This window comes from Proteinivorax hydrogeniformans (assembly GCF_040515995.1).
GTDB classification, from domain to species: Bacteria; Bacillota; Proteinivoracia; order Proteinivoracales; family Proteinivoracaceae; genus Proteinivorax; species Proteinivorax hydrogeniformans.
Map to the genome: position 1 here is coordinate 1,837,831 of NZ_CP159485.1, position 13,716 is coordinate 1,851,546.

Consider the following 13,716-nt stretch of genomic DNA (forward strand, 5'->3'; position numbering starts at 1 on the left):
TCCCTCCAATAACAAACTACTTTACTTGTTTATAATATTTCGACAAAATAATTAAAACCCCTCTAAATCTAAAATCATAAAAAGCTTTAGCTAAGTTAGGCTAAAGCTTAAACTTTTTTCAACTTCCCCTAAAGGCAATATATAGTGTTACTCAGCTCCTTTTGGAAATACTTTATAACGATTTGCATTGTATAACATTTTTGGGGCCGATGCTTGTTAAATTTCTATTTACTATTTTACTTTTGGCGAGAGTTTTCCTGCAGTTACCTTCTCTTTTTAACATGCCACCTTATTATTTTCGGCTTAAAGACTAGATAGTTTAAAATTATTGCGTAGGGAAGAACATATCCAACTAACGCTTGAAAAATAGCAACTCCTTTTGCCAGGCCGAGAGGTGATACATCTCCGTATCCAACTGCAAACAAAGTAATAAAGCTAAAATATATCGAGCGAGTAAAAAGGTCAATTATTTGTTGTTGATGTGATATAGAAGCATGATGGTCAACTATCGACCCAAGCTCTAAGATTTCTATAGCTATGTAGAGGAATGCGAAAAACGCAGCTATGGTCATATAAAGAAAAAATAATATTAAAATATTGTAAACTATAATAGCCCTGCGACTCATAATTTTACCTCCATAAACTTTGTTGCTAAGTACTATGCAAAAGAGAGTACATCTATGAAAAAAGCGCTAACCTAATGGTTAGCACTTTATATATGAAATTAAAGCTCTTCTAGTTCTTGAAGAAATGATGCCATCATAAGATCAATCATTCTTCCATAACTTTTTATCCCGTCTTGTTGGGCGTTAGCCCTTAAATAAGTGTTGTTAATTTGTGCTGAAACTTGGCTTGCCCGGCCTTGGTAACTTCTATTATGCATGTTTATATGCTCCATATCTCTAGCTAAACCATCACTATAAGAGTTGGCAAGCACCTGGAAGGTCTCAAAATCAGCTCTAGATAATGCACTCATGGTATGTCGCAGTGCTAAAAGGGTACCTGAATATTGAAAATCATAGTCAGGATGCATAACTGCTGTTAAGTATGCTATATAATCAGCCTCATCCTCTCGAGCAAATCCTCTTTGATGAGCCATTTCATGAAGTGTGATACTAGGTATCATTGACTCTGGGATAGAAATGTTGACATTTGCCTCTGCGGTAAAAGGAAAGTACGCTCCCCAAATACCAAGGTGTGACATAACATTAGACATTAGCACCATCTTAGGCTTGCCATACTTACCACCTAACTGTGGATAAACTTCTGCAGCGTTATCAAATCCCTTGTGAGCCCTTCTCATTACATCGGATTTGCCGTCAGGAAGAGTCATTATCCCTAGCTCGTCTTCTTCAATATAGTTTCGCAGATAATTTGCCTGTAGAATCAAATGTTCTGCAAGTTGACTTAAATCCTGAGTAGAGTACTCGTGGACATCATAATCTGCAATTGAGGCAAAATCCTGTCTATGGTAGTTTAAACCCCATACAGCTATAAAGGAAAAATATATTATACTTAAAGCGGCCAAAAGTGTTGCCCCACATTTTAGCAATATATCCAGCCTATTTTGAGGTTCTTTTTTCAAAGCTATAATTCTACTTACCAGCTTAAAAATAATAAACCCAATAAAGCAAATAATTAAGATCTCAGCTACTGATATGGGGATAACACCAGTAATCAAACTTAAGACTTGAGCAAACCTCTTGTAAATTCGGGTGGAGTATATAGACTCCACAATTTCAGGTTTTAAAGCACCGAGCTTAGTAATTAACCACGCTAAAGGTAATAGTAATATTAAATAAGTTCTTTTAAGATGTAAAATAATAATAGATCACCTACCTTTTTATTAAATACTATATCTATATTTTATCATCTATAACTACTTTAAAAAACATCTCTAGTCAAAAAAAGTGGGATAAGGTATTAACCTTTATCCCACCTTAAATCATGTTATTTTACTCTTAAAATCCTACCGGTATGCCAAGTAACAACCAAATTGTTAAAAGTATCATCCAAGAAATAGTAAATGCTATAGAGTATGGAAGCATTGTAGAAACCAAAGTTCCTATCCCAAGATTCTTATCATATTTTTGGGCAAATGCTATAATAAACGCAAAGTATGGGAGCAGCGGTGAAATAATGTTTGTAGTTGAGTCACCAATACGGTATGCTAGCTGCACAACTTCTGGATCTGTACCTAATAGATAAAGCATCGGTACAAATACCGGGGCCATTATACCCCACTTTGCTGTGGCACTTCCAATAAATATGTTAATAATAGCGCATACAAGTATAAACGCTAGTATCAAAGGTATAGGCCAAGCATCTATACCAGTCCACTGTAGGAAGTTTGCACCAGAAATGGAAATGACACTTCCTATTTGACTCCAGTTAAAGTAGCTGACAAATTGAGAGGCCGCAAATGCAAGAGCAATATAGCCACCCATATCTGCCATGGATTTACCCATGTAATTTGCAACATCATGGTTACTCTTTATTGTTCCAGCCACTTTTCCATAAAACAGAGCTGGTAGCAGGAACATTAACGCAATAAGAGGAATCATAGAGTTCATAAACGGTGTGATCGCCGTAATTATCGCTCCATCCTCTCCTCTTAAAATCCCAGATTCAGGAACTAACATTACCAAAAGCCCAGCTACAAATATTCCAATTCCTATAAGCGAATATTTGAGGCCTTTATTTTCCCTCTCTGTAAGAGGCTCAAATTTCTCTACGTAATCGCCCTTATATTCTCCCAATCTAGGTTCAACTATCTTTTCTGTAACAAGTGTACCTACAATCGTAATTAAAAATGTTGAAACCATCATAAATAATAAGTTAGCGGTAGCAGAGACGGAATACTCATCCACTAACCCTGAACCTACTATAGCATCTTCAGTAAAGCCAGCTAGCATTGGATCAAGCATAGAGGGTACTAAGTTAGCACTAAAACCACCAGATACTCCAGCAAAAGCTGCAGCTAAGCCAGCAATAGGGTGTCTTCCCTTAGCAGCAAAAACTATGGCTCCAAGCGGTATTACCACTACATAACCGGCGTCAGCGGCAACGTTTGATAAGATACCAGCTAAAACCACAACTACTGTTACCAATTTGTGAGGCGCACCCAAAATCAACTTTTTAAGAGCGGCAGGTATAAGACCTGTTTTTTCTGCCACACCAACACCCAGCATAGCTACCAACACAACGCCTAGAGGTGCAAAGTTAACAAAGTTATCTACAGCTTTAGTAAAAATATCACGTATGCCGTCGGCATTTAAAAGATTGATAACTTCTACTTTGCTTCCATCAACTGGATGTTCAACTGCCACATTTAACGAGCTTAGAATTAATGAAAACACCAGTACAAGAGCAGCAAGTATGAAAAATAGCATCATAGGGTGCGGTAGTTTGTTACCCACTTTTTCAACAAAGTCTAAAAAGCGGTTTCCAAAACCTTTTTTTTCACCTTTTTTCTTAGGCACCATCATTCTCCTCCTTCTATATTTTGATATATTAAAATTTATTATCAAAGAAATGTAATATGCATAATTTTATTTAACTTTTAAAACAAAAAACAAAAAAGCTTTGTTATCTTAATAGAGCGATACAAAACTTTTTTGTAAATTTTATTATCATATATATCCGTTTTCTAACCGTGGCAGCTAAAAGTGAAACTTCAAGCATTGACAATAATTAACCACTTTGAAATAATATCAACATGTTCAATTTATTTTAAGAGGGAGGTTTGATAAATGTCTTGGTTAATTGGAGCTATCTACCTACTAAATTTTATATCAATCATTACCATCTTGTTTATCGAAAGAAAAAAGCCATCTAGCGCTTTTGGATGGATTCTTATACTGACATTCCTCCCAATAGTTGGGTTTATACTCTACCCTTTAATTGGCAAAACCTTAAGACCTAACCAAAAGAAGATATTTAACTTAAAAAAGGAGTTTGACAACCTTTATAACGAAAGGCTTCAAAAGAAACATCTGCTTTCACAAAATAATCTCGATAATATTTTAGATGAAAACATGAATCAATACGAAGACCTTATCAGAATGAATTATAATGCAGTTAACAGCATCTACTCCCAAGATAATGACATAACTATATTTACCCAAGGAAAAGATAAGTTTGACTCTTTAATTTCAGATATTGAAAATGCCAAAGATACTATTCACATTGTTTACTATATTATAAATAACGACAACCTAAGTAAAAAGATCATTAACTTACTCACCAAAAAGGCAAAAGAAGGTGTTGAGGTAAGGTTCTTATATGATCATGTAGGAAGCATTTTTACTCCTCATAAAATTTTTAAGGAATTAATTAAAGCAGGTGGACATGTGCACCGCTTCTTTCCTTTAACTGTACGCACGTATATGAGGGTTAACTACAGAAATCATCGTAAAATAGCAATCATAGATGGAAAAATTGGTTATACAGGTGGCATGAACATTGGAGATGAGTACCTAGGTCTACATAAAAGATTAAACCCATGGAGAGATACCCATATAAGGTTAACAGGTTCCTCTGTTTATACCCTCCAAGAAAGATTTTTAATGGATTGGTCTTATGCTTCAAACCATAAAACCGATACAGATAAAGAAACTTTGCAAAAGTTCTTTCCTCCTATAAAACCAGAAGGTGATACCGGCGTCCAAATCCTCTCTAGCGGTCCTGACGTAAGAGGTGAGCAGATAAAAACTGCCTATATTAAAATGATAACCTCCGCTAAAAAATCTATTTACATACAAACTCCTTACTTTATACCCGATGACTCACTTTTAGATGCATTAGAGATTGCTGCTCTTTCAGGCGTTGATGTAAAAATAATGCTCCCTGCAATTCCTGATAAAAGGTTCGTTTACCGAGCTACAACATCGTATATCGATGATGTTTTGCGACATGGTATAAAAGTTTACTTGTATAACGGTTTTCTTCACGCCAAAATGCTGACAATCGACGGAAAAGTAACATCAATAGGTACAGCAAATATGGATATTAGAAGCTTTGCACATAATTTTGAAATAAACACACTCATTTTTGACTCTAATTTGTCTAAATGGTGTAGCAAAGCCTTTGAAGAAGATATGCAAAAAAGCAAATTAGTAACTAGGGAAACGTACGACAGTAGAGGTTTGGGCGTTAAAATGTTAGAAAGCATAAGCAGGTTAATGTCCCCTCTTTTATAATTAGACTTTGAAAAGCCAAAAAAGAAGGCAAATGAACAACTAAAACTGTTCACTTGCCTTCTTTTTTTGTGAAGCCCATTATCCATTGAGCTTGTCAAAAGCTCTTTTAGCCCATGTAGAGTCTTTGTAGATAGCCCTTCCCACACCAATAAGGTCAGCTTTATCTTCTTTTAGAAGTTCTTCAGCAGCTAAGAGATCTGTGATGCCACCTGTTAACACAACAGGAACATTTACCACTTCCTTAATCGCCTCGGTTAACGGCGCAAAAAAACCTTGACCTTTTAGACCGCTAATATTATAACCATTTACCCCTCCTGAAATATCTATAATATCAACCCCAGCCCTTTCAAACTCTTTAGCAGCAACCTTGCTGTGCTCAATGGTAGTTCCACCTTCCTCAAAGTCCGAAGCACCCAACCTTATTTGAACATGGAAATCTTCTCCCACAGCTTTGCGTACAGCTTCAATAACCTCAAGATGAATTCGTATGCGGTTATTTAAGTCTCCACCGTATTTATCTTTTCTCTTATTAGTTAAAGGCGAAAAAAACTGATTTAAAAGATAGCTATGGGCAGAATGGATCTGAACGCCATCAAAACCAGCTTTTTTGACCCTAAGTGCTGCATCAGCAAACTCACTGACTATATCAGAAATCTCATCTAAGCTAAGCTGATGCACCTCACCTTTCAAATGTTCACTATCCGCTGAAGGAGCGACAGGCGTATAGCCAGTAACATCTTTTTTGGCCTTTCCCCCGGCATGGTTAATTTGCGCTACCGATTTGCAGCCATTTCCTCTTAAAACATCCGCTAACTTTCGCATCCCTTCAATATCCTCATCTTTAGAAATGGAAAGCTGCCTTTCATGCGCCTTACCTTTTTGCGTTATAAATGCATGCTCTGTCACAATTAAACCGATATAGCCACCTTCAGATTTTTCTTTATAAAAATCTAAAATCTCCTGTGTAAGTGCCCCATCAACATCAGCCTTGGTAGTAGCCATCGGTGGATAAACCAACCGATTATGTAAAGACAAGTTCCTTGTATCAAGTAAGCTAAGCAAATTTTTCATAATATCTCCTCCCTTAAGTGTTTGTCTTAATTATATTTGAAACTCTATGGATATGCAAAGGCTCATAGCATAAACAAGCCGTGCTGAGGACTATTACTATAGACCTCAGCACGGCTTATTATATATTTTAATTATTCCACTTATTTATATTTTCATTTAACCAACTAGCCCATTTATCGATGCCTTGTCCTGTTTTTGCTGAAATTTCGAATACAACAATGTTTGGATTCATCTCTGTTACTTTCTTTTTGACTGCCTCCAAATCAAAATCAAAAAACTCCATAGTGTCAATTTTGTTAATTATTAATGCATCCACATTAGCAAACATCTTTGGATATTTTAGTGGCTTGTCATCACCCTCCGGAACACTTAAAATCATTGCATTTTTTACAGCTCCTAAATCATAAGAAGCTGGACATACAAGGTTTCCGATATTTTCTATGATGACAAAATCTAAATCCTTGCTTCCTAGGCTATCTAAGCCATCCCTAGAAATTACGGCATCTATATGGCACATACCATCTGTTTGAAGCTGAATCGCCTTTGCCCCCGCTTGATGAACCTTTTCAGCATCTACATATGAGTCTATATCAGCCTCGATTACTCCAACTTCCATCTTATCCTTAAGTGCCTCAATAGTTCTTATAACAGTGGTTGTCTTACCCGACCCAGGAGAGGACATTAAGTTTAATAAAAAAGTTTTTTCTTCTTTTAGCCTTTCTCTAACCTTATCAGCTTCTACGTTATTACTTTCATATATACTTTTTTCTACTTTAATTATTTTATAATTTTCCATGTACTTTATCCCCCTAAATTAACTTTAATTTTTTATGTATTAACTATGCTAAAATAACTAGCCTCGCTTCCACACCTGTGTGTTAACCACCTCCGCGTTAAACCTGCTTTGTATTTACTTAATTTTTTCACTTCTTTTTTAGTCTATATGATGCTGGTGAAAGTGTCAATATTCACTAGCTACTTTAAGCAGGTTGGAAGTTAGCACTTTGTGTTTGCACTAACTCTTAAAATAGATATTCAAATTAACTATATATTCCATTATAATTATTTTAAACTAGGTGTAACCTTTTTGACGTTATTTCGTTTATATAGTGAAGGGAGAGTTTCTTATGGAAAAAGACGCCTTAGAAAAAGTTTATAAAAAATATTATAAAGAACTGTATTTTTACGTGCTCTCCCTATGCAATGACCACGATTTAGCCAATGATCTAGTTAGCGATACGTTCTATAAAGCATTCTTAACTTTAGATAAACCTGATGACAGTCTAAAGTTTTGGCTATTTCGCGTAGCAAAAAATCTTTTTATCGACTTAAAGCGAAAAAAAGAGGAACAAAATTCATCAATCGATGACTATGCACCCTTTATAGTAGGTGATAACTCTCCCTTAAAAACTATCCTAGCCAACGAAAGAGATCTTAGGCTCTATGAGAAGAGTGACCCTAACTCCAAAAACATATAAAGAAGTTATTATCCTATATTATTATGGAGGACTTAGTATTAAAGAAATAGCTAAAACCTTAGATTCTAACCCCTCACTTATTAAGACCACCTTATATAGGGCTAGAAAAAAATTACAACGAATTCTAAAGGAGGATTCCTATGAATTTTAAAAAGCTTTTAGAAAAGTATAAAGAAGGTAAAGCCTCAGCAGAAGAGATAAACATAGTTGAAAAAGAACTAGAAAAATATCAAGCTATAGAAGACTATTATGCCGAGGATTTCCCCTTACAGTTAAATCAACAAAGCTTTTCCTCAGAAGATTTGTCCAATGAAAAATTTGAAGACAGAAGCGAAATCAAAAATATTAATAAGGTCATCAACCTTCGCCTTAGTAAAGTAGTCCTTGCTTCTGTTTTAGCTGTTGTTTTGCTGTATGTAAGTATCTTTTACGTTGTTTCACCTATAGTTGATCGGTTTTACTATAACCCTGCTGAAATATCAGAAGGGGAGTACTTCCCTGACATGTATTTTGATTTACACGCAATTACTACTTTAAACCTACCCGGCTATTCTCTAACAGGTATAAAGCACATCGAGTCTGAGGGGTTTGGTAACTATTCGATTACCTATTACAAGCATAATCTCTTTACCAGGGAAAATAGCGTGCACTCTCTAGAACTTAGAAAAGACCTTCCTCATGGCACTTTAACCGGATTGTTTGATTTAAACCCAAGGTATAGTAGTGGTGGCTTCAATATCGTCGCAGACCATACTCTATATGAACGTGGCTTTTATAATGATCAGGTAGATAATATGACTAAGTACCTACAAGAGCTAAACTCCGTCGCCTATGTTTCCGCTTACATGACATTTGAAGAGGATCTCTCTCTAGAAGAGTTTGCAGAAATGAATCTGAAAAAAAGAGAGTTAGACTTTAAGTGGGTGGGGGTCAGAACCCATGATAAAGATGATATCCCTGAAGATAGGCCCAACCACCTAACAGGATTTAACCCCGACCCCAATGACGGTTCTGTAACCAATGACAGCCCTGACCCAAAAAAGTATCCCACCTTTAATTTAGTCGAACACTTTAGAGAAGCTAGACCAGGTGATTCTACTGGGTGGGCCAAAAGCTATGAAGAGCACTATCGTTCCCTATTAAGTTATTTAAGTAACCGCCAAGATGCCGTAGAAGTTTTGGAAACCTATCCCGACAAGGTGGAGTATTACCAACAAGCTTTAGACTATATTGATGAAAATGGTATGAATGTTTTTGGGGTATTAGTACATGGCGAGGTTGAAGATATTTTAGAATTGGTAGAAGAAAACGATCTGATTTCACTACAAATAGATCAAGCGTTACCTTTATCACCGAATCTAAATTAAACTTAATCGCTAAGAAAAGTCCGTCATTAAGACGGACTTTTCTTACGTTTTAATTACTGTATGTTTAGTTTTCTTTTCCCGAGAAAACTCCCGCTACAAACTTATTGACCTTTCTGGCAGTAATCTTTCCTTTACGTTTAACCATTTGTTTTATAACTACAGGTTTAAGCTTTTCTAACGGTACGCTCTCTGCATCGTATTTCCTATCAAGACTAATTGCATCAAATTTACATCTAATTGTACATGCGCCACAACCTAAACACATGTATTCATCTACAGAGGTAACCCCACAACCTAAACAACGTTCAGATTCCTTTTTAACTTGTTCCTCAGTAAATGTAGCACGAAAATCATTAAAAGACTTTTTAGCTTTAGCTACATCAACGTGCTCTGTTCTTTGTCTTGGAGTACGGTCATACCCTTCTATAACTAAGTCTTCTTTGTTAAATGTATGGAATTCTCTTCTATCCCTACCTATTACCAAGCTCTGTCCTGGATGAACAAATCGATGTATTGAGATTGCAGCTTCTTTACCCATGGCAATAGCATCAATAGCAAAACTTGGCCCAGTCATAGAGTCGCCACCTGCAAATACATCAGGTTCATCAGTCTGAAGAGTAAAAGAGTCAGTCTTTATAGTTTGGTTTTGGTTAAACTTCACTTTACTATCCTTTAGTAAGTCGCCCCAGTCCATAGCCTGACCAACAGAAACCAATAGATTATCTGCTTTTACAATCTTTGTTTGATTTTCATCAAATACAGGATTAAATTTTCCACTGTCATCTAAAACTGACATGCATTTTTTAAATTCTACTCCAACCACACGTCCGTCTTCAACCATAATGCGCTTTGGTCCCCAAGAATTATTTATACCGATATCCTCGTAAATAGCCTCTTCTACTTCTTCTTTAAGGGCTGGCATTTCCTCACGATCTTCAAGGCAGAACATATCAACCTTTGATGACCCAATTCTTGTAGCAGTTCTTGCAACATCAATTGCAACGTTGCCACCACCTATTACAACAGTTTTTCCTGAAAGCTTTAAATCTTCTCCTAGGTTAACTTTACGTAAAAACTCGATACCTGTAAGTACCCCTTTGGCCCCTTCTCCTTCTACTCCTAATTTTCTGCCTAGCTGAGCACCTATTGCTACATAAAAAGCTTCATACCCTTGCTTTCTTAAGTCTTGAAGACTCAAATCCTTACCAACTTCTACACCAGTTTTAAATTTAACACCAAGATCGCGTAAAATGTCAATTTCAGCATTGATTACTTCTTTTTCCAATCTATAAGATGGAATTCCAAATGTCAACATCCCACCAAGTACCTTTTCTTTCTCAAATACCGTCACATCATAACCATCAACAGCCAAGTAATAAGCACATGAAAGTCCTGATGGTCCTGCTCCAACAATAGCAATCTTTTTACCATATCTATGTTTAATTTTAGGCACAAAACGACTGTCTGAGCTTAACTCTTGTTCTGCAATAAACTTTTTAATATCGTCAATAGCAACTGGATCATCTACATCTCCTCTAGTACAGTCAGACTCACATTTTTTAGGACATATGCGACCACATACTGCAGGGAACGGGTTTTCATGTTTTATAAGTTCAAGAGCTTCTAGGTAGTTACCTTGAGCAGCCAGTTTAATATAACCTTGTACAGAAATATGAGCTGGACAATTAGTTTTACATGGGCTAGTTCCAGTTTCCACAACATTTTCCTTGTTTATGCGATAGTCTTCATTCCATTTATCCGGGCCCCACTCTGAATTAGACGGTAACTCCTCTCTTTCTTTAGGTTTTACAGGAGTTTTACTGCATACCTTTTGACCTAGTTTTAATGCATTAACAGGACAAACTTCAGCACACTCGCCACAACCAACACATTTTTCTTCATCTACTTGTGAAATATAGTTGGAACGAACAAAGTCACTATGCAAAAACATCCCGGCATTTCTAATAGCTAGACAGGAGCAACCACAACAATTACAGATAGCATGGGTCTCACCTACACCATCTAAATTAGGTATGCTATGCATTAAGCCATTTTCTTCGGCTTTTTTTATTATCTCAAATGCTTCTTCACGGCTAATTTCTCGTCCTCTACCTGTACGGATATAAAACTCAGCAGCTTTTCCTAGCTGAATACACATCTCTTCTTTTAGATGCCCACAGCCTTCTCCCATTACTTCTCTTGCAGTACGGCAAGAGCAGTCTGAAACAGAAAAAAGAGTGTTGTCGTTTAAATACTTAGAAATTTCCTCATATGATGCTCTTCTGCTCTCCCCATCTATAGAAGTTTCGATAGGAATTACACGCATAGGCCCTGTTCCTACCGGAAAGTTTCCTACAGCAAGTGGTGCTCTTGCCCTCCCATACTCCTCAAAAGCTTGGCCTACCTGGGGATATTTCTTCACTAGCTCTTTGTTGTTAACCATCATTTCCATATGGCCTGGAACCCAAAGCTCGATCCAATATTTATCAACACCATCAATTTTTTCTACACATACAACGCCGTACTCTGCTAGTTTCCATAAAATCTCTTCTGTATCCTTTTCGTTTTTTCCACATAACGTAGCTACTTCCGATACAGCTTGAGGTTTGCGCAGTTCAAGACAAAGGGCAACCTCCGCCATCTCTTCTGTCACAACAGGCTCTAAAATTTTATATTCCGGCCGTTGTGGTGTTATTTCATTTTTTGCTCCCCTCTTAGTTCTACTAATTTTGTTCGCTAAATCCAACACTTTTTCTTTTACCATGATTAGTCCCCCACTTTTTTTATTTAAGCTCTAAAACGTCCTTTTGTCTATCCTAAGTTTGGATCTTTAACCCAAAACTTTGGTCAGTATTACCTGTGTATAATTGGTAGATATGCCAAAATAGATAAGGGATTGCAATGGCTAAATTGATTATCCCCCACCACATTAAAAAGCTAGTATTAAACCAAGATGAAGAATCCATAGTTGACGGGAAAATATCAAACGTTGCCCTTAAAAGTAAATGTGTAGCTAAGGTATAAACCCTAGCATGTACATATAACTCTGGCCTTTTCTTTATAACTGGATATAAAAAAGCTACCAACAAAATGGTTAATGAGCCAGCAAAATACATTGGACTTTCTGAATATACAAAGCAAGCATTCCATGTTGTATATAAAAAGGCCCAAGCAATCGTAGTATAAGCGATTAATACCGCGTTTTCTTTTTTTCTAAATCTCCAATATTTAGTCGCATAAGGTATGGTTGCACAAAGGATCAAACCTACAGCTGCATTAAAGTAGTTTCCTAGCTCTATATCCTGAATTGTGGCTTCTATAATATTTAAAAACATTATTGCATAAAAGAACCATAGGAATTTAGCATTCTTTAATATATTCCACACAGAACCTTTTTTATCATCTACGTAAGCTATTCTGGTGTAACCTAATATTATGATAGGGACAAAAATACTGAGATACTTCATCCACCTAAACCAGCCCTCTATGTTCTGCAACCAAAGAGGTGATGAAAGTAAAACTAGCACATAAAAATACGTTGCCACCTTGTAGTTTTTCCTAAAAAGTTCAACTATCACATATAACACTAAAGCATAAATAGCCATCGCACTAAAGTGCTTAAATAACGAAACCTCCAATTTTTACACGCTCCTTTGTTTTGATAATTCTAAAATTTTTAACTAAAAAAAATCACTTAAACCTGCTATTTTAAAGATTGCCCACCTCCTAGTAGAATTTTTAAAATAAAATGAATCAGTGTTCATTTGTGAAAATTATAACTTTACTTTCTCCCTTTGTCAACGATTTTGTCAGATTTTTTCAACAATGAATATATGTTCATTCTAATTATATTCACAATCTTGTGCTTAATTCTAGAATATGATAAGATAGTTTAATCAAGGATATACAAAAGGAGATTAATTTCATGGCAAGACTTTGCCTTACCGAAGCTGAAAAGGAACAAAAAAAACGCCATATTATGGACAGTTCAGTAGAACTCATGGCTACACAAGGATATGAACACACAACTATGCAACAAATCTCTAAAAAGTCCGGTGTTGCCATAGGCACTTTATACCTTTATTTCAATAATAAGCTTGAAATATATACTGCCCTTTTTGAAGAAGCGCTTGATCTACTAGAAAGTACTCTTAATGTTGCTTCTTCTATTCCTGCTACAGATACTAAGGCTAGAATATGTCTTTTATTGCAATCTTATATTCATTTTTATCAACACCACAACCATCAATATCGCATTCTATTTAGTGGATTTTTTGGAAAAAATGCTAAGGCAAATGAAAATGTCTATTTAAAAAATAGAATTATCAAAATCCTAAAGCAACTGGAGAAACCTATTATAAAAGGTGTTGAAGAAGGTATTATAAAACCTTGTGACACTTTCGAGCTAGTCATTTCCCTTTGGGCTATGTTTGATGGAGTTTTGATGTTACCGCAAAAAACAAACATCACTTCATTAGGAGATCAATTCCAAAACTATTACACTTACGGAATTGAAATAATTCTTAATGGCATCTTAATAAAAGATGAATCAAAACAAAAATAATAATTTGCGTATAAAAAATCCTCCTTAGACCTGTA

At 35.9% G+C, this 13,716-nt stretch carries 12 protein-coding genes; 5 read left to right on the plus strand and 7 right to left on the minus strand.

The features are described 5' to 3' along the window. Positions 1-263: 263 nt before the first annotated feature. The 3 genes from PRVXH_RS08905 to PRVXH_RS08915 all read right to left on the minus strand — a co-directional run bounded on the left by PRVXH_RS08905 (position 264) and on the right by PRVXH_RS08915 (position 3,488). Positions 264-626, minus strand: a complete 363-nt coding sequence (locus tag PRVXH_RS08905) for an ion channel (protein ID WP_353892431.1) — start codon at positions 624-626, stop codon at positions 264-266. A 98-nt stretch (positions 627-724) separates the two neighbouring features. Next, on the minus strand, positions 725-1,735 hold the full coding sequence (locus PRVXH_RS08910) for a DUF3810 domain-containing protein (protein WP_353892432.1): 1,011 nt from the start codon (positions 1,733-1,735) through the stop codon (positions 725-727). A 226-nt stretch (positions 1,736-1,961) separates the two neighbouring features. Beyond that, the gene (locus PRVXH_RS08915) at positions 1,962-3,488 is read right to left on the minus strand and encodes an AbgT family transporter (RefSeq protein ID WP_353892433.1); all 1,527 of its coding nucleotides are present in this window, start codon (positions 3,486-3,488) and stop codon (positions 1,962-1,964) included. 264 nt (positions 3,489-3,752) lie between these two features. Here PRVXH_RS08915 and cls point away from each other — a divergent pair, with 264 nt between their 5' ends. Further along, positions 3,753-5,201, plus strand: a complete 1,449-nt coding sequence (gene cls, locus PRVXH_RS08920; protein WP_353892434.1) for a cardiolipin synthase — start codon at positions 3,753-3,755, stop codon at positions 5,199-5,201. 78 nt (positions 5,202-5,279) lie between these two features. On the opposite strand, the gene PRVXH_RS08925 is transcribed toward cls, so the two are convergent. Together PRVXH_RS08925 and hypB are read right to left on the minus strand one after the other, a co-directional pair. Then, the gene (locus PRVXH_RS08925) at positions 5,280-6,272 is read right to left on the minus strand and encodes an NADH:flavin oxidoreductase (RefSeq protein WP_353892435.1); all 993 of its coding nucleotides are present in this window, start codon (positions 6,270-6,272) and stop codon (positions 5,280-5,282) included. A 127-nt stretch (positions 6,273-6,399) separates the two neighbouring features. Beyond that, complete coding sequence (gene hypB, locus PRVXH_RS08930; RefSeq protein ID WP_353892436.1) at positions 6,400-7,068, minus strand: hydrogenase nickel incorporation protein HypB; 669 nt, start codon at positions 7,066-7,068, stop codon at positions 6,400-6,402. Positions 7,069-7,399: 331 nt separating this feature from the next. Between hypB and PRVXH_RS08935 the strand changes: the two genes are divergently transcribed. Genes PRVXH_RS08935 through PRVXH_RS08945 form a run of 3 tightly spaced genes read left to right on the plus strand, consistent with a single transcriptional unit; the run spans position 7,400 to position 9,117 of the window. Further along, on the plus strand, positions 7,400-7,750 hold the full coding sequence (locus PRVXH_RS08935) for a sigma-70 family RNA polymerase sigma factor (protein WP_353892437.1): 351 nt from the start codon (positions 7,400-7,402) through the stop codon (positions 7,748-7,750). Continuing rightward, positions 7,716-7,901 (plus strand): sigma factor-like helix-turn-helix DNA-binding protein, encoded by a 186-nt coding sequence (locus PRVXH_RS08940; RefSeq protein WP_353892438.1) that lies wholly within the window; start codon positions 7,716-7,718, stop codon positions 7,899-7,901. The genes PRVXH_RS08935 and PRVXH_RS08940 overlap by 35 nt, the downstream gene beginning before the upstream one ends. Continuing rightward, a complete protein-coding gene (locus tag PRVXH_RS08945; RefSeq protein ID WP_353892439.1) occupies positions 7,891-9,117 on the plus strand; it encodes an anti sigma factor C-terminal domain-containing protein in 1,227 nt (408 codons plus the stop codon). The genes PRVXH_RS08940 and PRVXH_RS08945 overlap by 11 nt, the downstream gene beginning before the upstream one ends. A 64-nt stretch (positions 9,118-9,181) precedes the next feature. Here PRVXH_RS08945 and PRVXH_RS08950 read toward each other — a convergent pair whose 3' ends face one another. Next, positions 9,182-11,881 (minus strand): FAD-dependent oxidoreductase, encoded by a 2,700-nt coding sequence (locus PRVXH_RS08950; RefSeq protein ID WP_353892440.1) that lies wholly within the window; start codon positions 11,879-11,881, stop codon positions 9,182-9,184. A 52-nt stretch (positions 11,882-11,933) separates the two neighbouring features. Further along, complete coding sequence (locus tag PRVXH_RS08955; protein WP_353892441.1) at positions 11,934-12,755, minus strand: hypothetical protein; 822 nt, start codon at positions 12,753-12,755, stop codon at positions 11,934-11,936. Positions 12,756-13,042: 287 nt separating this feature from the next. Here PRVXH_RS08955 and PRVXH_RS08960 point away from each other — a divergent pair, with 287 nt between their 5' ends. After that, positions 13,043-13,681, plus strand: a complete 639-nt coding sequence (locus tag PRVXH_RS08960) for a TetR/AcrR family transcriptional regulator (RefSeq protein WP_353892442.1) — start codon at positions 13,043-13,045, stop codon at positions 13,679-13,681. The last annotated feature ends 35 nt before the right edge of the window (positions 13,682-13,716 follow it).

Excerpts from the sequence above, each read along its gene's own strand:
- PRVXH_RS08905 (WP_353892431.1), bottom strand. The coding sequence starts at position 626 with ATGAGTCGCAGGGCTATTATAGTTTACAATATTTTAATATTATTTTTT.
- PRVXH_RS08915 (WP_353892433.1), bottom strand. The coding sequence starts at position 3,488 with ATGATGGTGCCTAAGAAAAAAGGTGAAAAAAAAGGTTTTGGAAACCGC.
- cls (WP_353892434.1), top strand. The coding sequence starts at position 3,753 with ATGTCTTGGTTAATTGGAGCTATCTACCTACTAAATTTTATATCAATC.
- PRVXH_RS08925 (WP_353892435.1), bottom strand. The coding sequence starts at position 6,272 with ATGAAAAATTTGCTTAGCTTACTTGATACAAGGAACTTGTCTTTACAT.
- hypB (WP_353892436.1), bottom strand. The coding sequence starts at position 7,068 with ATGGAAAATTATAAAATAATTAAAGTAGAAAAAAGTATATATGAAAGT.
- PRVXH_RS08935 (WP_353892437.1), top strand. The coding sequence starts at position 7,400 with ATGGAAAAAGACGCCTTAGAAAAAGTTTATAAAAAATATTATAAAGAA.
- PRVXH_RS08940 (WP_353892438.1), top strand. The coding sequence starts at position 7,716 with ATGAGAAGAGTGACCCTAACTCCAAAAACATATAAAGAAGTTATTATC.
- PRVXH_RS08945 (WP_353892439.1), top strand. The coding sequence starts at position 7,891 with ATGAATTTTAAAAAGCTTTTAGAAAAGTATAAAGAAGGTAAAGCCTCA.
- PRVXH_RS08950 (WP_353892440.1), bottom strand. The coding sequence starts at position 11,881 with ATGGTAAAAGAAAAAGTGTTGGATTTAGCGAACAAAATTAGTAGAACT.
- PRVXH_RS08960 (WP_353892442.1), top strand. The coding sequence starts at position 13,043 with ATGGCAAGACTTTGCCTTACCGAAGCTGAAAAGGAACAAAAAAAACGC.